Source organism: Colwellia sp. MT41 (genome assembly GCF_001444365.1).
In the GTDB taxonomy this organism is placed as follows: Bacteria; Pseudomonadota; Gammaproteobacteria; order Enterobacterales; family Alteromonadaceae; genus Colwellia; species Colwellia marinimaniae.
On the sequence record NZ_CP013145.1, the window covers coordinates 621,634 to 641,106 of the forward strand.

Annotated in this window: 13 protein-coding genes and 2 pseudogenes; 8 read left to right on the top strand and 7 right to left on the bottom strand. The window is 40.2% G+C overall.

Features of this window, described 5'->3' with window-relative positions:
* Positions 1-97 precede the first annotated feature (97 nt).
* From CMT41_RS02685 to CMT41_RS02705, 5 genes are all read right to left on the bottom strand, one after another.
* Positions 98-1,393: a sensor histidine kinase gene (locus CMT41_RS02685; protein ID WP_058026271.1), complete on the bottom strand. Its 1,296-nt coding sequence runs from the start codon at positions 1,391-1,393 to the stop codon at positions 98-100.
* Between the two features lie 2 nt (positions 1,394-1,395).
* The gene (locus CMT41_RS02690) at positions 1,396-2,133 is read right to left on the bottom strand and encodes a response regulator transcription factor (protein WP_438819278.1); all 738 of its coding nucleotides are present in this window, start codon (positions 2,131-2,133) and stop codon (positions 1,396-1,398) included.
* Between the two features lie 255 nt (positions 2,134-2,388).
* On the bottom strand, positions 2,389-2,826 hold the full coding sequence (locus tag CMT41_RS02695) for a DUF3019 domain-containing protein (protein ID WP_058026272.1): 438 nt from the start codon (positions 2,824-2,826) through the stop codon (positions 2,389-2,391).
* Entirely contained in the window at positions 2,816-3,772 is a 957-nt protein-coding gene (locus CMT41_RS02700) for a MipA/OmpV family protein (protein ID WP_231732953.1), read from the bottom strand. The genes CMT41_RS02695 and CMT41_RS02700 overlap by 11 nt, the downstream gene beginning before the upstream one ends.
* Positions 3,773-3,911: 139 nt before the next feature.
* Complete coding sequence (locus CMT41_RS02705; protein WP_058026273.1) at positions 3,912-6,005, bottom strand: TonB-dependent receptor; 2,094 nt, start codon at positions 6,003-6,005, stop codon at positions 3,912-3,914.
* 242 nt (positions 6,006-6,247) lie between these two features.
* Here CMT41_RS02705 and CMT41_RS02710 point away from each other — a divergent pair, with 242 nt between their 5' ends.
* Together CMT41_RS02710 and CMT41_RS02715 are read left to right on the top strand one after the other, a co-directional pair.
* Positions 6,248-7,474, top strand: coding sequence for an acyl-CoA dehydrogenase (locus CMT41_RS02710; RefSeq protein WP_442855062.1), 1,227 nt, complete (start codon positions 6,248-6,250; stop codon positions 7,472-7,474).
* A 270-nt stretch (positions 7,475-7,744) separates the two neighbouring features.
* Positions 7,745-7,945, top strand: a pseudogene (locus tag CMT41_RS02715) (transposase); the annotation flags it as partial.
* A 2-nt stretch (positions 7,946-7,947) separates the two neighbouring features.
* Here the strand turns inward: CMT41_RS02715 and CMT41_RS02720 are convergent.
* Entirely contained in the window at positions 7,948-8,868 is a 921-nt protein-coding gene (locus CMT41_RS02720) for a hypothetical protein (RefSeq protein ID WP_057179627.1), read from the bottom strand.
* Between the two features lie 259 nt (positions 8,869-9,127).
* Between CMT41_RS02720 and CMT41_RS02725 the strand changes: the two genes are divergently transcribed.
* Together CMT41_RS02725 and CMT41_RS18470 are read left to right on the top strand one after the other, a co-directional pair.
* Positions 9,128-10,102 (top strand): transposase, encoded by a 975-nt coding sequence (locus CMT41_RS02725; protein WP_058026275.1) that lies wholly within the window; start codon positions 9,128-9,130, stop codon positions 10,100-10,102.
* 539 nt (positions 10,103-10,641) lie between these two features.
* Positions 10,642-10,746 (top strand): annotated as a pseudogene (locus tag CMT41_RS18470) (transposase); the annotation flags it as partial.
* A 155-nt stretch (positions 10,747-10,901) separates the two neighbouring features.
* Here CMT41_RS18470 and CMT41_RS02730 read toward each other — a convergent pair.
* Positions 10,902-13,097 carry a S46 family peptidase gene (locus tag CMT41_RS02730; protein ID WP_058026276.1) on the bottom strand — a complete coding sequence of 732 codons (2,196 nt, stop codon included), beginning with the start codon at positions 13,095-13,097 and terminating at the stop codon, positions 10,902-10,904.
* A gap of 317 nt (positions 13,098-13,414) precedes the next feature.
* Here CMT41_RS02730 and CMT41_RS02735 point away from each other — a divergent pair, with 317 nt between their 5' ends.
* The 4 genes from CMT41_RS02735 (at position 13,415) to CMT41_RS02750 (ending at position 19,467) form a co-directional block, all read left to right on the top strand.
* Positions 13,415-14,833, top strand: coding sequence for an imelysin family protein (locus CMT41_RS02735; protein ID WP_058026277.1), 1,419 nt, complete (start codon positions 13,415-13,417; stop codon positions 14,831-14,833).
* A gap of 206 nt (positions 14,834-15,039) precedes the next feature.
* Positions 15,040-16,734: a di-heme oxidoreductase family protein gene (locus CMT41_RS02740; RefSeq protein ID WP_058026278.1), complete on the top strand. Its 1,695-nt coding sequence runs from the start codon at positions 15,040-15,042 to the stop codon at positions 16,732-16,734.
* Positions 16,735-16,749: 15 nt separating this feature from the next.
* Positions 16,750-18,267 carry a di-heme oxidoreductase family protein gene (locus CMT41_RS02745; RefSeq protein ID WP_232300002.1) on the top strand — a complete coding sequence of 506 codons (1,518 nt, stop codon included), beginning with the start codon at positions 16,750-16,752 and terminating at the stop codon, positions 18,265-18,267.
* A gap of 42 nt (positions 18,268-18,309) precedes the next feature.
* Entirely contained in the window at positions 18,310-19,467 is a 1,158-nt protein-coding gene (locus CMT41_RS02750) for an imelysin family protein (protein ID WP_198149780.1), read from the top strand.
* Positions 19,468-19,473 lie beyond the last annotated feature (6 nt).

Genomic DNA, 19,473 nt, shown 5'->3' on the forward strand with positions numbered 1-19,473 from the left:
CTTTGCTGAGTAAATCGCTATCTACAAAGCATAGTAAAGTATGATAAAAAGCCTAATTTTTATGGGTTTTGTCGTATTTTCAACCTAGAACCGCTGTTTATTTCGGAAAGTTTAAGGTAAAGCAGGCACCAGATAGACGGTGGCTATTGCTGGCGTTAATGCTGCCTTGATGCCAGTCCATGATTTTACTGCAAATAGCTAAGCCTAAGCCAAAATGACCTTGCTCTCTTGACCTATCGGCATCGAGTTTGACAAAAGGGGTGAAGATAATGGCGAGTTTATCATTTGCTATGCCTTTGCCATCATCTTCAACGGTAATGGTCAGTTGTTGGTTGTTATTGGTTAGGGTGAGTAGTACTTGGCTGTTGGCGTAGCCAATGGCATTGCTAATAAGATTGACTAGGGCGCGATAGCTCCAGTGGTAATCTAAGGGATAAAGTATGGTGTTATCGCCCGTTAACTGTACGCTAATGTTTTTTTGCTCTGCCAGTACTTGGCAATCATTGATAGCCGAGGTGATTAGGGCACAAATATTGGTCGGCTGCTTTTTTAAATTTAGCCCTTGGCGTTCCATCGAGGCATAATCAAGAAAAGCACTGGTCATTTCCTCCATGCGTGTTAATTCATTGTCCATGCGCGACAAGTAATTATTTTTCTTTTCAATGGAGTTACTGTCTAAAGCGGCTTCTATACCAAAACGTAAACAAGCCATTGGTGTACGAATATCATGGGATAAGCTGCGAGCGAGGATTTTATTATCGGCGACGAGTTTTTCTAGTTTACTGGCCATGGTATTAAAGCTTTGCTCTAACACTTTTATATAAGATAAGCGGCTACTGGCGATACGCACATCAAGCTGTCCTGAGCCTATTTTAGCGGCGGCATTGTTGAGTAGGTATAAACGTCTAGTTAAGGGGATTAACCATAAAATAAGTATGAAACAAATACTTAGGTAGAGTGTTAACGTTAAAATAAAATTAATGTTGTCGTCATCTGCTGTTTCAGTGGGTAGTTCAAGGCGCAAAAGAAACTCAGGGTGGTTGGCTATGCTTTTTAATAAGTATTGGTTGGCACTTGAGGCTAGCAGTAAGCCTCCTGGCAGGGTTAATTGCGCAATTAGTGAGCTAGGCAGGGCGATTTTTTTGCTCGATGCTAAGCTAGTATCCAGTTGGTAATGTTGTTGAAATTTTTTAACTCTGTCGTTTAACTCTAGACTGCTGAGCGAGCTCAGCTCGCTAGTCAGCCCATTGACTAACTGTCGGTAGATAGTGGTTGTTTTCGTTTCGGTTATTTTATCTTCTGTGGCATATGCCACTAGTTCATCGAGTCCCCAGCCAATAAAAAATAGCGAGCCTAATACGGTGAGAATAATACTGATATAGAGGCCACGCATGGTTATTCGTCAATGCCAAAGCTTGATTGTTCTTGCCAAGCATCACTAACAAATAAATAGCCTTTACCCCAAATTGTTTTAAATTTTTTCGGTTTTTGTGGGTCATCATTAAATAATTTACGTAAAGTTGATAACATCACGTCAAAACGTCTATCTTGACCATCATATTCGCGTTTTTTCAGCGCTTTAAAAACAGAGTCTCGGTCAACTACACTGCCAGCATGTTGGGCTAAATAGGTGAGGAAGGCAAAGAGGCTGGTTGATAACTCTACTTCTTTACCTTGATAAACGACACGTTTTGCTGCTTGGTTTATGCTCAAATCACCAAAAACCAGTTCGTTATTGAGGTTATTGTCTGCTTTGTTTCTATGGCTGAGTTGACGGTTAATGCGCGCTAATAAAGCCCGTGGTCGAACGGGTTTTATTACATAGTCATCCGCGCCAGCTTCTAAGCCAATCACTTCATCAAATTCATCGGCGCGGGCGGTTAACATAATAATTGGCACTTGTTGGCTCGGCTTATGTTGACGAATAAGCCGGCATACTTCTATGCCATTTAAGCCTGGTAACATAACGTCGAGTAAAACGATATCAGTGCTATTTTTCTTAATAACATCTAAGACTAAATCGCCACGGGCGACATGGGTGACATTAAAGCCCTGTTCGGTTAAATATTCACAGACCCAATTAGCCAGGCTAATATCATCTTCCACCAATAAAATATTGTGCATTTTATCTATTCCTACCCTTTTATTTAGTTACCGCTTTAGTGTTTATTAAAGGCTCTGTTCCATAATACTATTGTCTACATTGTAACTATAAGATTTGAGTATTACTGAGGTGATAACAGCGAACTTCACCAGCATGACAGTATATGGATATACCTGATTAGACCGTGCAGGAGCACACTGTCCTGACGCTGGTGTAGAGCCCCATGGACGGTTTTACGCTTTTCGCTTGTTTACTCAGCAACACTAAACTACCACAGAGCCTGGTTAAAACAGTCGCCAACGACGTTTACGTGCGGTATTTTTATGTTGCCAGCTTACCTCAACTTGAGTCTCGGCTATGACTTTATTATCACTGACTGTACGCAGTTGATACTTAATAGTTTTGTTGGATTGAAACTCAACATTTATTAACACTTGGTTATTGTTTTGCCAACAACCTAACTGCTTATTTTTACCTTCTTGATACAAACAAAAACTTTGCTTGGTCGATGAGTGCCATTGCAATTCTACTGTAGCAAAACAATCGCGCCCTTGTCGTAAGGTGACACACTGCTCGGGTAGGGCGGTAAAAGTTACTTCAGCATTGTTAGCCGTTTTGACCTCATTAGCGTTAACTTGCCCGGCCAATAAAAAGCTATAGAGCAAGAATAGCGTTACTTTTACATGAGCTATGGCAATTCCTTTGCCAACATTAAAATACATAAAGTACCCCAAGCATTACTTGGGTTATATTGTTAGTATCAACCAAGGGACTTGCTTTTACATTTTTTGAAAAAAGGCTGTGGGTTATGCCGGTATGAAAAGACCAACTTGCTGATATAGGGTATTGCGCATAAATCTCCGCTTGCCCTCTGAAGCCACCTTTAGCGGTATATTCAGGCCGAGTTTCGCTTACTTCGTTGCTACCAACGCCAATATAGTAATCAATAATATCTTGACTAAAGTAGGTTAAACCGACACCTAGATAAATATCCCAATTTCTATAGGGTAATAAATGGCTGTAAAAGCTATCAATAATTAGGCCACTGACATGATCGCCATACTCATCATCACCGGTATGAGCTGAGGCAAGGTCCAGGGTAAATATGCTATCTTTAAAGTACTGCGAGTAACGTATCGCGAAGCCGATTGTGACTTCACGTTCAGTTAAACCTAACAGTACTTCTTCATCGCCGCCGCCATAGTCAATGAGTGAGTCTGAGTCATAACCTTGCATATACGCCTTGGCTATCAGATCAAGTTGCCAATTCTGTTCAACAACAAGCTGATAGCCAAATTCAGTACCGCCAAGTAAAGCACTTGAGCGTCTTTGATTGCTCTGTAAATAAAATCCTTTATAAGATAGGTCAAATAACAAACCTGGCATAAAGTAGTGCGATAGCCCATCTTGTTCTATACCGGCAATAATTGTCGGGTCATAAACTAAAGAGAAATCAAGGGCAAATTGCCATTCAAACTCATCTTTGAGTACTGGTTTGTTGGCGTTATATTCTTGCTCTGCGCTAAGTTCTAAACTAGCTAGGTGCTCTACGTTATCACTGGTTTCTTGTCCATAACTTAAGCAACTAAACATCAATAAGCTAATGGTAACTAGCCAGTGTAAGCCGTGATTCTGTCTTCGTCTGATATTGGTTTTTTTAAAGGCCATGGTAAAGCACAAAGTAAATTTACAAAAAGTAACTATATGTTACCACTTTGTAATTATTACTTACGCTTAGCGGTGCAATTTTATTGTTTAAAAAGTGTAAGTAAAACCAATGCCTAAACATCTGGGCTGAAAACATTCACTAAAAACTCATTTTTAAGCCGATATAAGGGAACATACCAATATCTTCCTCGCCGCTAATATTAAACTCGGTTAAGGTATCACCGTCTTCTGGCTCATAGTAGTAACCGGAAACATTCTTTTGTGCCATGGCATTAATAATCGCCATGGTCCACTTAGCGTCATTACCCCAGTAGCTAGTTTGGTAATTCGCTTCTAAGTCTAAGCGATGATAAACAGGTAAGGTTTTTGCGTTTAATTCGCCATACTCAGGTAGGAAGTGCTCGTCATAATCAGGATTTTCACGCAAACCAATAATAGGGGTGTATTTCGCGCCGCTGCGCAGGGTAAAGCGTAAACCAAAATCCCAGTGCTCGTTTAACTGATAATTTGCCACGACATTGGCAACCAGAGGTGTATCTAAGTAATAATCGCTGGTGACATCGGTCAAATCATCAGTACGCTGACTTTGTGACCAACTTAACGATGCCCAACCAAACCAACCGTTTTCGCGCTCACGCCTAACCAACCATTCTACCCCTTGTGCATCGCCGGAAGTATCGGCGGTATAATTAGCCTGCCAGTCAGTTTCAGCTGTATGTTGATCAATTGAGCGAGGTAATTTAGTTAACTCTTTATGGTAGATATCAACTGAGGTAAACCATAAGCCGTTTAAGTTATAATCAAAACCTAAAGAATAATGTCTAGCTTGTGGCGATTTTATTTTAGGGTTACCAAGTTTTGGCAGCGCGGTATCTACGTCTGGGAAGCGACTATAGCTTCCTGCTTTTGCTTTTATGGTTAAGCTGTCGGTGGCCAGCCAATCTAAAGCCAGTCTTGGGTGAATGAAATCTTGCCCGGTATAATCATTACGTTCAGCTCTAATGCCATAGGTTAGTTGCCAGTTAGGGCTCATTTGCCAAATGTCATGGACATATATGGCAATGTCTTCGTCGCTCAATGAGGAGGTGTCTTGAATTCTGTCGCCTTTAAGGGCATTACAATCGGCATCGTTTTCGGTGCAAAAATAGGGAATAATATCGTAACTATAATCGATCTCAGTTTTACTGTAATCAACACCAAAACCGAGTTTGTGATTTGTTAGCCAGCTAATTTGTGAGGAAAATCGTACCTGGTATTGCTCCTCTTCGACTTCAATAAACTGTCCTTGACCAAATATCTGCTCAGTTGTTTCAACAGTATGACCAACAACCAGTTGCATGATTTTTTGTTGTTCACCATAGTATTGCCATGAAATGCTTTGACTATCAAAGCCTGTGGTAATTTTAAGGTCACCTATGCTATCAGGATCAATCTTACCTTCTTCTGAGTTTTCAGATATGTTAATGCCGCCAGTATCACTTGCGCCGGAAGCACTCAAGGTAAGCTTATGAGCATCACCGATTAACCATTGATATTTTGCTTGATAATCGTCACTAATAGGCGCTTTAAATATGGTATAACCATCTTCTTCTGTGCCTTCTGGTAAAAACAGGTGAATTTGACTGCGACGATACGATAAATAAAAAGCTTGGTCATCAAAGGTTTCACCTTCAACCATAAAACCACTTTTAAGCATGCTTAAATCAACGGTGGTAGCAATTTCTTGTTGACGAGGATCTCGTAGTTTTACATCGAATATCCCGCCAGTGGCGTTGCCGTATTCACTGCCAAAAGCGGCTGGGTGTAAGGCAAAGTCTTGGATGAGGTTTTCATTAAATATACTGTCACCAAATAAATGAAATATATACGCTACCGGCAGGTCATCAATATAAAAGGCGTTATCATCAGGGGAAGAGCCACGTACGGCCGGTGAGCCACTATCACCGCCAGCATAAACAATGCCAGGTAAGCTATATACTGCGCTTAATGGGTCATTACCAATACCGGCTACACTCATTAATTGTTCGGTTTGTTCAGTCATCTCACTATTGGCTTGGTTACGCTTTGAGGTCACTTCAATAACCTCAATATCTTGTCCAGTTGTTACGTTCTTATTTTGTTCAGTACTACTTTCTTGTTGGCTTTGTGCCACTGCTGCTATGGCTATTTCGGGCACTGCAAAAGTGAACAGCAAAAGTGAGCTGGCCATGCGAGTGACTGATGTTATTTTCATGAGTGAGTTGTTCCTATCGTTTACTAAGGTGTTACCGAACTTTGTTATGGGCTGATTTTGCCAAGCACTGGTGTATTAATCAGTAACCTAAATGTCGAAAAACTGTCAGTTAACTGTAAGTAAGTGTAAGTTGGGGGTGAAATTGATCTAGTTCATGATACTGCTGGCATTGGATTGACTTGTTAAAGCTTTCTATTATTATCTGCTTATATAGGTGTTCAATAGTCATTCAGGTAACTTTTATGTCAAATAGTAAGGTAAAAAAAGTAAGTAAAAACAGCCAAGCAGCTAAGGTGAAGAAAGTACACTTTAACTGGCAAGACCCATTATTACTTGACTCTCTACTAACAGAAGAAGAGCGTTTAGTGCGTGATAGTGCTCATCAGTATTGCCAAGAAAAGCTTATGCCACGTATTTTATTAGCGAATCGCCATGAAATTTTTGACCTTGAAATTATGAAGGAGTTTGGCGCACTTGGTTTATTGGGTGCCACCATTGAAGAAAAATACGGTTGTGCGGGTATTAATTATGTTAGTTATGGCTTAATTGCTCGAGAAGTAGAGCGGGTTGATAGTGGTTATCGCAGTGCCATGAGTGTGCAATCCTCACTGGTTATGCATCCTATCCATGCTTATGGCAGTGAAGCGCAAAAAATGAAATATTTACCTAAATTGGCCACCGGTGAATATATCGGTTGTTTTGGCTTAACTGAACCCAATTCTGGCTCTGATCCCGCCAGTATGGCCAGTAAAGCAGTCGCTGTTGACGGTGGTTATCAACTAAATGGCAGTAAAATGTGGATCACTAACTCACCTATTGCCGATGTATTTATTGTTTGGGTCAAGCTTGAAGGTGTTATTAAGGGCTTTATTCTTGAAAAAGGCATGCCCGGCTTATCAGCACCAAAAATTGAAGGTAAGTTCTCGCTGCGTGCGTCTATAACTGGCGAAATTGTTATGGAAAATGTCTTTGTACCGGCTGAAAATATGTTGCCAAAGGCCAGTGGTTTGTCTGGTCCTTTTGGTTGTTTGAATAAAGCACGTTACGGCATTGCTTGGGGCGCACTGGGCGCTGCGGAATTTTGTTGGCATGGTGCGCGTCAGTACACTTTAGATAGAGAGCAATTTGGTAAGCCCTTAGCGGCAACACAATTGATTCAAAAGAAGCTCGCTGATATGCAAACCGAAATTAGTATTGGCTTGTTGGCTTGCTTGCAAGCAGGGCGCCTGATGGATAGTAATAACTTAGCCCCTGAAGCTATTTCACTGATCAAGCGTAATTCTTGTGGCAAAGCACTAGATATTGCTCGGCAAGCACGAGATATGTACGGTGGCAATGGTATTAGTGATGAGTATCATATTATTCGTCATGTGATGAACCTTGAAGCGGTTAATACCTATGAAGGCACCCATGATGTTCATGCCTTAATTTTAGGACGTGCACAAACGGGCATACAAGCGTTTTTTTAACACTCATTGTGGTACTTACTCCCGCTCGGTTGCATTAATGCCACAAGTACTAAAGTCTCTTAAAAAGGCGGTAAATTATTAATGATAGATCAGAAATAACAGAAGAAATAACAGGGACAGTCGCTCAAAGTTGAATAATGTAAGCGCCTCAACTAAGGTTAATAAATAACCTTTATGCGAGCAGAAATAACAGGGACAGTCGCTCAAAGTTGAATAATGTAAGCGCCTCAAATAAGGTTAATAAATAACCTTTATGCGAGAGGCGTTGACATGACAACCGCTAGAAAGCAATTAATTAGCTTAGAAGACACCCCTTTTTATCATTGTATTTCTCGTTGTGTTCGCCGAGCCTTTTTATGCGGCCAAGATAAAAATACCGGAAAAAACTTTGACCATAGGCGAGGGTGGGTAGAAGATAAGCTGCTTAGCCTAAGTTGTGTGTTTGCTATTGACGTGTGTGCATACGCTATCAACTAAAATTCTATTCGATCTATCCACGTTATAGACTCTAAATAATCAAGCATACCGTCTGACAGAGGGTTACCTTTAAGATTTAAAAGTTCAAGCAGAACATTATTTTCAAGATTTAGAGATACTATTTTATTTTCAACAAGAACAAGAGATCTTAGATCTATAAACGTAGAGGTATCAAGGCTAACAATGTCACTATAATTTATTCCTAAGTGCTGTATTTTAGTACTCCCTATATCAAGTGATTGTATAGTTGAGTAATTTATTTGAAGACTAGTTAATTCTAAATTATTCGACAAATCAAGGTGTTCTATTCCAACAAAAAACATTTCTAAGCTCTCTAATGCTGTAGCTCCAGTCAAATTGATATTTAACTGTGTGTTTTTGTATAGAGCGTCACCAACTATATAAGCTTCCTTTAATAGCTGCTGATTACCTAGGTTAAGATTCATTATTGTAACTTTTGACAAGTTTAACTTTTCTAGTTTAGGGCTATTGGATAAGTCTAACTCAGTTAAGTACGTATTCCCCCATATTTCAAATGAATTAAGTTCGCTATTCTGGCTTAAATCAATACTCTCCAACGAACAATTGTCACATCGAAATGCTTTAAGGGCGGGAAAATTACTGCCATCAAAATGAATAGGGGATTTCATATAATACAGGCTTAAATTTGATAAGTTTTCAAAAAGATTCATTTCGTCAAGTGCGGTTTGGTCAAATGCTTCTTCTGAAACATCGCTACAAGATAGGGTTTCGACATCTGATATAGATTCGTAGCCAAACCTTTCTGCACTTGTACTTAAGCAAGTCGACAATGCTATTGATGTTAAGTTTAGAGTTTCCAGCTCACTCTTATCGTCATTACTTACACCACAAGCGGTTAACATTAACGATAAAGAGATATAAATATATTTTTTCATAATAAGTCCATTTTAAAATTAAAAGAGATCAACAACTTATTGAAGATTCCAATCCTTATTTTCTTGTTTTGTAATTAGAACATCGCCATTTATCTTGTTAGATATGGGTGGCTAAAATTCCTTCAGACAAAACATTACGATCTTGATAAATTGAAGTCAATAAAATAACAGGAAAATAACAGGGACAGTCGCTCAAAGTTGAATAATGTCAGCGCCTCAACTAAGGTTAATAAATAACCTTTATGCGAGAGGCGTTGACATGACAACCGCTAGAAAGCAATTAATTAGCTTAGAAGACACCCCTTATTATCATTGTATTTCTCGTTGTGTTCGCCGAGCCTTTTTATGCGGCGAAGATAAAAATACCGGAAAAAACTTTGACCATAGGCGAGGGTGGGTAGAAGATAAGCTGCTTAGCCTAAGTTGTGTGTTTGCTATTGACGTGTGTGCTTACGCTATCATGAGCAACCACACACATTTGGTGCTTTTTGTTGACGAAGCTACCGCGAAATCATGGTCAACACGTGAAGTAATTGTGCGCTGGCATCAGCTATTTAAAGGCACATTAATTACACGACAATATGGTCGAGGTGAAGACATCCCCGAGTACCAAATGGCTTCTTTACTCGAAACGGTTGAAGTCTATCGCCATCGCTTGATGGATATTAGTTGGTTTATGCGCCTACTCAATCAAAGTATTGCCATACAAGCCAACCTTGAAGATAACTGCACCGGTCACTTTTGGGAAGGTCGGTTCAAATCACAAGCCTTATTAGATGAAGCTGCACTAGCCGCTTGTATGGCGTATGTTGATTTAAATCCAGTAAGAGCCAATAGTGCTAAAACGCCTGAAAGCTCAGCATACACCAGCGTAAAACAACGGGTACTATCAGCAAAAAAAGGGCAGCAACCTATAAGGCTACTGCCTTTTGTCGGTAATCCACGAAAAACCATGCCAATAGGTTTACCATTTGAATTAACAGACTATCTTGAATTAATTGAACTAACAGGGCGTTGCCTTCGTGAAGATAAAGCAGGGTATATTGAAGAAAATCAACCAGCACTGCTAAGTCGGCTTAATATAAGCCCTGAAAACTGGCTGACGCTAAGCAAAGGTTTTAGAAAACTCTTTCATGGCGCGGTGGGGCACAGCGATGTATTGACAGAGTACTGTGAACATAAGGGATTAAAGCGGCGAACCAATGTAAGTTGCTGCAATAAACTCTTTGCTTAATGGCTAAACACTCATCACCTACCTTTATTGTACCGACACATCAAGCCTGGTGTTTTTCCATGTCTAAAAAACTAATTCTGGTGTTTATCTGAAAATTTAGTAGAGATTGTTTTTCATTTGAAAAGTTTGAGGCTATTTTGAGTGAATAAGTAGCATGTGTTATTGTTTTATTTTGGGTTACTTTATAAGCGAGTGTCCTAGATATTCTTTTTGAAAAGTTTGAGGCTATTTTGAGTGAATAAGTAGCATGTGTTATTGTTTTATTTTGGGTTGCTTTATAAGCGAGTGTCCTAGATATTTCCCTAGATATTTCCCCAACTAATCATGAAAGTCGCTTCCCTCCATAGAAAAAGTCATATTTCGAGGGGATTCGTCAGTATTAAAAAGCCAAATGACAGGTGTTTTTCCTGATAAAAATTAAATGGCTTGTGATAACCTATGATTATTATTTTGAGAGGGGTGTCTTCTTTTCTATTTCTATTTTTTCTACTTTTTTTATGTACTATGGTTAAATAATAGCCAAGGGAAGAGGTTTTATTATGACGCAGTCACGCAGTAAGCAAGTGTCTTTACAAGATACCCGTTATTATCACTTAATTTCACGTTGTGTTCGCCGTGCCGACCTTTGCGGTGAAGATGCTTACAAAGAGTAACATCCAAAACATTATCGAGTTTATTAAAATAAAAAATCCGGCAGCTAGCCGGATTTTTATGTACAGGATGTACGGTATTAAGCAATTGCAGGACGCACATTTGCGATAGTTTTTACATTTTTGCTAAGTTTTTACTTATTCAAGTATTACTCAACAATATCCATTTCTTCAATTAAGTTAGTGGCGCCATCTACGTGCTCCATAACCCAAAGCATGTAACGAACATCAACGTGAATTGAACGGTTTAACTTAGTATCGTAATCCCAATCACCAATAATACTTTCATAAACACCGTCAAACACTAAACCAACAAATTCAGCTTTGTCGTTAAGCGTAGGTGAGCCTGAGTTACCACCAGTAATATCTAGAGTACCTAAATAGTTAACAGGAACTGAGCCAAGCGATTTTTTCGCGTACTCGCCGTATTGTTTGTTATTGATCAAATCTAATTGCTTTTGCGGCGCATCAAAAGGTGCCACACCAGTATCTTTAGCCACAATACCTTCAAGGGTGGTAAAAGGCGTAGCCGTTAAACCATCTTGTGGCGAGTAACCTTTAACATTACCGTAAGTGATACGTAAAGTGCTATTAGCATCGGCATATACAGGTAAATCGTTATCGTTGAAGTAAGCAATAAGCGCTGCCATGTACTTAGGACGTAACGCTTGAATATTACCCGCTAACTCTTTTGACTTATCTTCAATGGCTTTACGTTCTTTAAAGCTAGTAACCGCTAATTGAATAAAGGGGTCTTTAGAATTGTTAAAATCGGCTACCGATTTAGTCATCCAGGCTAAACGTTGTTCTTCTGAATTAAGCTGGGTGTTTTTGTACATTTTACTTAACTGTTTACGTAACTTCTGCTCATTAAAGTTTTTAGCTGTAGCATTTGTTAAAACAAAGAACTTATCAAATGACTGCAAACGATCGGCTTTAGGTAAAGCAACGTAGTGTCTTAACATAGCGACAAGGATTTCTTGATCAATTTTCTCATCATAACGACGATCAACTGACTTCATGCCTTGTTCAAAACGGGCGATATCACGTTCTTGATAACCACGTTCACGCTCAAGGTTTGGCTTGGTGTTTTCAATGGCTAAACGGTGTAAGCTTTTAGCAGTAGATAACATTTTACTGTAACGCATATAGCTTAAGATTAAGTCGCGGGCTTGTTGCTTATCATCCATTTTAACTAACTGGTCTAAACCAGATAATGCTTTACCGTATTGTGCTTGACGCTTAGTACTGAGGTATAACCATTTAGTTAAGTTGCTTTCAAGTTCTTGCTTACGTTGTAAAAACGAGCCTTTGTTGTAACTGTGGATCATTGAACCATAGTTTTTAGCATAGTTAGCAAGGCCTGCTAAGGTGCTTTCATACTTAATACGCGCTGCACTGCCTTCTGCTGAATGAGTATGGATTAAATCAATAATCTCTTCGCGGTAAGCTTTAGCTTGTGGGTAGGTCCAAGTGAACGTATTTTCAACTTCATAAGCCGTGCGGTAGCGGTTCGTTCTACCTGGGTAGCCAAGAACCATGATGTAATCACCATCATCAACACTGCTTTTATTTACTTTTAAGTGATGTTTAGGCTTATAAGGTACATTGTCCTTGCTGAAATCAGCAGGTTGACCGTCTTTACCTACATAAGCGCGGTAAAAACCGTAATCACCAGTGTGACGTGGCCACATCCAGTTATCAACATCGCCGCCGAATTTACCAATACTGCTCGCTGGCGCGTGTACTAAGCGAACATCACGTATAGTCAGCTGTTTAAATAAGTAATATTCTAAACCGCCGTGGAAGTTAACCACACTACAACGGTATCTATCATCATTTTCACATTCAGCCACTAATTTTTTTGAATTAGTATCAATGGTTTTATAACGATCGCTACCCGACATTTTTTCGGTAACGCCTGATTTTATTAGTTTAGTTACTTCGGTAATTTCTTCTGTGACATATATGCGACTACCGGGTGTTGCCGGTAACTCTTCAGAGAAATTTTTAGCTAAAAAGCCATTTTTTAGTAAGTTGTTTTCTGCGGTTGAGTTGTATTGCACTGAGCCGTAAACACAGTGGTGGTTAGTGGCAACTAAGCCCTGATCAGATACAAATGACGCGGTACAACCACCAAGACTAACAATAGCGCCCATAGGGAAACCGGTTAGGTCGGTTAAATCATTGGGGTTTAATTTTAACCCAGCTTTAGTTAATTCTTTGGCGATGGTTGGTAATTGGTTTGGTTGCCACATACCTTCATCGGCGAATGTGGTCATGCTGCTAAGCGCTAACATAGGCAGCATTACTTTTAAGGTAAGTAGCTGTTTAATTTTTTTCATAAGTTCCCTAACAAAATTTTTTAGTTGTTTTTTAATAACTCGCCTTTGACGAAGTTACTATTTATACCAAACAAAGCAATAAAGTTATTCGATTGGCATTATTAACACTGGCCAATTTTGCGCTAGTACAGTAGCCGAGTCAAAAAAACAGTCCGAAAATTGCAAAAATCTGTGTAAAGAGCTTCTAAATAGTCTACTTAGCTTAAAAAACCGTAATTTTCTGGGTAATTTGTAACAAAGTGTAGACATAATCACAATCATAGTTATAATGCGAACCATTATCATTTGTAATTCAATTTTTAAGGGTTAGGGTAAACATGAAATTTAGTACTTTTTCAAAAATATCAGCAGCACTCATTGTTGCTTTAAGCTTAACTGCTTGTGTCGAAGACGGCGATGACGGTATAGCTGGTGTTATAGGTGCAGACGGTATGGCCGGCAAAAATGGTGTCAGTACTTTTGTTACCCGTACCGATGTTATTAAAACCAATGCCAATATTGCTTATGCGGCTTATGCAGATTCATTAATTAGTGCTACCACATTAAAAACAGTGTTAGAAACATTTGTTGCTGAGCCGACTGAAGTTACTTTCGCCTTAGCAAAAAAAGCTTGGTTAGATTCACGCGAACCCTACGGACAAACAGAAGTTTATCGTTTCCGTCAAGGCCCTATTGATGAACTAAAAGCTGATGGCACGCTAGGTAAAGATGACGCTGGTGAAGGCCCTGAAGGTTTAATTAATGCGTGGCCATTAGGTGAAGCTATTATTGATTATGTTGAAGCTGTTGATGGTTTATCTGGTCCTGAAAGCCCAGCCAATGCCATAGGTATGGGCGGTATTATTGCGGCTAAGAAAGATGATGGCACATTTAAGTATGCAACTATTGATGCAACTACACTATCAAATCTTTTTGAGCATGGTGAAGATGGTCGTAACGTAACTACTGGTTACCACGCTATTGAGTTTTTACTTTGGGGACAAGATTTAAACAAAGAAGCGGCGCAGTCAGACTCTAAGGTGCATGATAATACCCCTGGTCAACGTCCATTCTCAGACTTTAATACTTCTGGTGGTTGTACTTCTGGTCTTGGTAATGTCATGGCAGATGAAATCTGTACTCGTCGTGGCCAATACCTAGTAACCACTGCTGAATTACTTATTAAAGAATTAACACGGGTAACTGAGCAATGGGAGCCAGTTTCTGGCGCACATTACAAAACATTTGTTGCTGGTGGTGATGTTTCTCTAGCTAAAATTCTTGAAGGCATGGGTCGCTTAAGTTTTGGTGAATTAGCCGGTGAACGTATTAATGTTGCTTTGATTGAAAACTCTCAAGAAGATGAACATTCTTGTTTTAGTGATAACACCCACAGAGATATCTTCTTAAATGCTAAAGGTGTACAAAATAGCTTTAATGCTAAGTATGTGCGTATCGATGGTGAGGTAATTGAAGGTGCTTCAATTTATGACTTACTCGTAGTTGAAGGGCATCATGAATTAGCGAATAAGCTTCGTGGTGCATTAGAAGCGACTATGTCAGCTGCCGCGGTTATTGATACCAAAGCGAAAACAGGTACGCCATTTGATGTCTTGATGCAAGAAGGTATTGCTCAACCAAATATTAAAGCAGTAATTGATGCACTAGTTGCACAAACTGATGATATTGAAGCGGTAATTGATGCACTTGGTGTAACTACAAATGACCTTCGAGATGATACCGAGCAAACTATTTAAAGCTTAATTGATTTAACAAATATTTTGTTTGTCGGTAATGGGCTCTGGTTGAGCCCATTGTCATTATAAAAAATTATATCATCCACATAAATGAGTATTCGTTTATGTGGATTCATTCGTTTAAAGCCAAGCATGTATATACCCAAACAACCTCAAGAAGCAGGATTAAGCTGGAAGTAGCTTGGGTGTAAATTGAGAGCACAATAATGCATAAAAGCGCAGTCGTTATTTTCCTAAGTCTATTTTTACTCAGTTCCGTTTTATCAGGTTGTGGTGGCTCTGATGCAGTAGAAACAGTCACGCCAACGCCACCTACTCCAAAAGAGCCCGTACTTGACCACAGTGGTTTGACACCATTTAATATCGACGTTATTGATAAGTCTGAATACTTATCTGGTGGCGAAGCGACAACTTTTGTCAGTAATAAAAATGCTTTTAGCAGAAAGCCAGCCGCGATTATTGGTGACTTTCAATTAGACGGATTTTTTACTCAAGGTGATCACCTCTTTCGTACCCCTGATGATGACATTGGGCCTATTTTAAGTACAGGTAGTTGTCAAGGTTGTCATTTAAATGATGGTCGTGGCGTAGTCCCCGGAACACCTACTACACCGATGAGCAGTATGTTGGTTAAATTAGCCAATGGTAAAGGTGAAGCTGATCCCATTTATGGCGATCAAATTCAACCGTTTTCCATCCATGGTTTTATCGATGGTAATGCATTAAGCGCAGGTTTTTCTAAACATGATGGTTCTGTCAGCGGTGTCCAGCTTTATGGTGAAGCCTTTCCCTTTATCGTTTTTGAAACAATCACTGGTTCATATCCAGATGGTAGTGCTTATGCATTACGTAACCCAGTTTATAAAGTGCGTGATTTAAGTTACGGCGCTTTTATGGAAGATATACGTTTTTCTGCGCGTGTAGCTCCGCAAGCATTTGGTGTTGGTTTACTTGATGCTATTCCACAAGAAAATTTACTTGCCCTTGTTGATGAAAACGATGCTAATGGTGATGGCATTTCAGGTCGCGCTTCCATGGTGACTAATGTTTTCGCGACTAAAGGCAATGATGAAAAGGTCATTGGCCGTTTTGCCTACAAAGCGCAAAACCCGACAGTGTTACAACAAGTCGCCGGCGCTTATAACGGTGATATGGGGGTTTCTACTAGTATCATTGCTAGTGAGCCGTGTTTAGACACACAACTTGCTTGTTTGCTTGCCGCTGAACAAGAAAATAAAACCGGTGATGAGGTTGATTTGGGTGATCATTCACTTGCCTTAGTTGAATTCTACAACCGTGTTTTAGCCGTTCCTGCCCGCCGTGGTTATGATAAAGATAGCGATATTTGGACTGAGGAAGTGACTGCTGGCCGCAAACTGTTTTTACAAGCAAATTGTAGTGGCTGTCATACGCCGCGTCATGTTACTGGTGATGCTAAAGGCAGCGAATTAGGAGAGTTAAGCTTAGGAGGCTTAACCGCTAATACCGATAGTCAGCATGCAGAAAGTATTGCGGTACTGTCAAATCAGACCATTTACCCTTATACCGATTTATTACTGCATGACATGGGTGGCAGCTGTGTCGTAACTCGCGAAACAACGAATGGTTTATCTTGTTCAACAGGCGCAGAGTGTTTATATGTGCAGCGCTGTGAGGGTTTAGCAGATGGCGTTATTCAAGGCGATGCCAGCGGCACTGAATGGAAAACGCCGGCGTTATGGGGTTTAGGTTTAGTGCAAACGGTAAATAAAGATGCAAGTTTTTTACATGATGGCCGTGCGCGCACTATTGAAGAAGCGGTGTTATGGCATGACGGTGAAGCAAAAGACTCTAAAGAAACCTTTATGAATTACAGCAAAGCTGAGCGTGAACAGCTACTCGCTTTTCTTCAATCGTTATAAAGGCGGCACTGTAGTTTGAATAAGATACAGAATAAAAAATATCTGGCTGTTAGCTTTTTGTTTATGAGGTTATTGCTTATTAGTTTGTTGGCCAGCTTATCTGCTTGTGATAGCAGTGGCAGCGAATCAGCAGGGCTTCAGTTGCAAAATAGGCCAGTAGAGGTACCTGCCTTTGATCTCAGCGAGCAGCAACCGGCTGGTGGCATTACCCATAAACGTTTGTATGCCAGTTACCTTTATCCGGGTGAAAAGCTTAGTAGTAAACAAAAACTCGATTTCTGGACTGGCTTTTCTTTTTTCCGTGACCCTTGGGTGGCAGCGCCCAGTGCTACGGCTAATCGTGATGGTTTAGGACCATTATTTAATACTCGCTCTTGTATTGCTTGTCATACTGCTGGCTCACGCGCCAAAATCGATGAAGAAGGTCATATTTTACCGTTGTCATTAGTGGTGCGTTTAGGCAGTAAAGATGCAAGCATAACTACGGTTGATCCTATCTATGGTGGTCAAATTCAACCTCGGGCAATCAGCTACCGTTTGACAGATGCAGCGCTGGTAAAAAAATCACCTTACACCAACAACGTTGGTGAAGCTTGGTTAGATAAACGTTATGACAAAATACCGGGCAGCTTTGTTGATGGTGAGTCTTATGAATTACTTAAACCGAGTTATAAACTAACAAAGTTAGCTTATGGCGAGCTTGCTGCGCATATCGGTTTGTCGGTTAGGCTTGCGCCTAATATCTTTGGCATGGGTTTACTCAATGCCATTAACACTGCCGATCTACTTAGCCAAGAAGATATCAATGATAGTGATGGCAATGGTATTTCGGCAAAATATAACCGTGTGCCAAATGTTATCACTGGCACCATAGAAGTGGGGCGTTTTGGTTTTAAAGCCAAGCAACCTAATTTGCATCAGCAAGTTGCCGCCGCCTTTCGCGATGACATAGGTATTACTAATAGTAGCTTCCCCGATGAAAGCTGTACTAATACGCAAATGGCTTGTAATCATGCTGCTGAGTATGGCGGCCATAGTTTAGCTGATTTAGAAATACCGGATAATCGCCTCGACTTTACCGTCACCTTTAATGAATTACTCGGTGTGCCTCCTGCTAGAAATCTAAAAAGTCAAACAGTGCAAGCAGGTAGAAAACTATTCTATCAACTGCAATGTCAGCAATGCCATAGACCAAGTTATGTCACCGATGCTGAATATCCAGTGCCCGCGCTCGCCAAGCAAACCATTTGGCCTTACACAGATTTAGCCCTACATGATATGGGTGAAGGTTTAGCTGACGGGGTTTATGAGTTTAATGCCAATGGTCGAGAGTGGCGCACCGCGCCCTTGTGGGGTATAGGCTTGCAGCAATATACAACCGGACAGCAGCGTTTTTTACATGATGGTAGAGCGCGCACGATTAGCGAAGCTATTTTATGGCATGGCGGTGAAGCAGAGCCTGCCAAACAAGCTTATGTCGCACTAAACAAACAACAACGAGATGCCTTAGTGAAATTTGTAAAGGCAATCTAGGACAATTCAATGGACGTTAACCAGACAATGATAAAAACTAATATGAAATTTTTAACGAAAACACCAACTCGACTACTCACTTGCTTGCTAGTTACGGCCGTATTAACCGCTTGTGGTGGCTCTGAAACAATAATAGATGCTATTGATCCTGAGCCGACAACACCAGGCACCACTATCGAAGATGAGTTTGGCTTGTGGCTAACTGATTTAGCCAATAATCATGTTTTGCCAAGTTATCAAAACTTGCAAGCTAGCTCAGCTTCGCTTAGCAGCCAAACTACTGAATTTTGTGCAAAAGCAAGTAATAACAATGACGATCTAGTAGTACTACAGCAATCATGGCGTGCAGTAGTAGCAAGTTGGCAAACCATTGCCTGGTTAAAAGTAGGCCCGATTATGAATGATAATCGCATTTTTAGACTGCATTACTGGCCAGATAGTAAAGACAATGTCGGTCGCGGTGTGACTGATTTACTTGCTAGTAGTGAAGATGTTAACGAAGCTTTTATTGCCAAGCAACGTGTTGGTAGCCAGGGTTTACCCGCACTAGAACTGTTATTATTTCCCGAAGCTAATCAAGATAGCTTGCTTAACGCCAATGATAAAGACAAGCGTTGCCAGGTGTTAACGGCGATAAGCGCTAATGTTGCCACTATCAGTGAGGTAGTAAATAGTGAATGGCAAATAGCTGGCGGTAATTATCATGGACAACTTACTCAAGGTACAGGTGATTTCAGCAGTAAAAAGGATGCCGTTGAAGAGTTAGTGACTAACTGGCTTGAGCAAATTGAACGCGTTAAAGACGAAAAAATGTTAGTGCCTTTGTCGGTTGCCAGTCCAGGCATTCCAACCATTGCCGAGCATGTATTTAGTGATGAATCAGTTCGTAGTATTCAAAAAAATATTGCCACCTTCAAAGTTATCTATAGTGCCGGTGGCGGTCATGGTTTTGATAACATCTTAATTGGTCATTTAAGCCAACAAAATATCGCTACTGAAATGTTAACAGCAATAGATAACGCTATCGTTTCAGCGGATGCATTAACGGGCAGTTATGAAGACTTATTAAAAACCGATGAAGGTCGTGCGCAAATAACCGCGGCTATTGATGCCTTGCGAGCGATTAGAGATGTGCTGACCGTCGACTTTGTCCAAGCCACTGATATTAATATTGGTTTTAATTCAAATGACGGCGATTAGAGGAAA

Coding starts and splice junctions, on each gene's coding strand:
- CMT41_RS02685 (WP_058026271.1), bottom strand. CDS start 1,393: ATGCGTGGCCTCTATATCAGTATTATTCTCACCGTATTAGGCTCGCTA.
- CMT41_RS02695 (WP_058026272.1), bottom strand. CDS start 2,826: ATGTATTTTAATGTTGGCAAAGGAATTGCCATAGCTCATGTAAAAGTA.
- CMT41_RS02700 (WP_231732953.1), bottom strand. CDS start 3,772: ATGGCCTTTAAAAAAACCAATATCAGACGAAGACAGAATCACGGCTTA.
- CMT41_RS02705 (WP_058026273.1), bottom strand. CDS start 6,005: ATGAAAATAACATCAGTCACTCGCATGGCCAGCTCACTTTTGCTGTTC.
- CMT41_RS02710 (WP_442855062.1), top strand. CDS start 6,248: ATGTCAAATAGTAAGGTAAAAAAAGTAAGTAAAAACAGCCAAGCAGCT.
- CMT41_RS02720 (WP_057179627.1), bottom strand. CDS start 8,868: ATGAAAAAATATATTTATATCTCTTTATCGTTAATGTTAACCGCTTGT.
- CMT41_RS02725 (WP_058026275.1), top strand. CDS start 9,128: ATGACAACCGCTAGAAAGCAATTAATTAGCTTAGAAGACACCCCTTAT.
- CMT41_RS02730 (WP_058026276.1), bottom strand. CDS start 13,097: ATGAAAAAAATTAAACAGCTACTTACCTTAAAAGTAATGCTGCCTATG.
- CMT41_RS02735 (WP_058026277.1), top strand. CDS start 13,415: ATGAAATTTAGTACTTTTTCAAAAATATCAGCAGCACTCATTGTTGCT.
- CMT41_RS02740 (WP_058026278.1), top strand. CDS start 15,040: ATGCATAAAAGCGCAGTCGTTATTTTCCTAAGTCTATTTTTACTCAGT.
- CMT41_RS02750 (WP_198149780.1), top strand. CDS start 18,310: ATGAAATTTTTAACGAAAACACCAACTCGACTACTCACTTGCTTGCTA.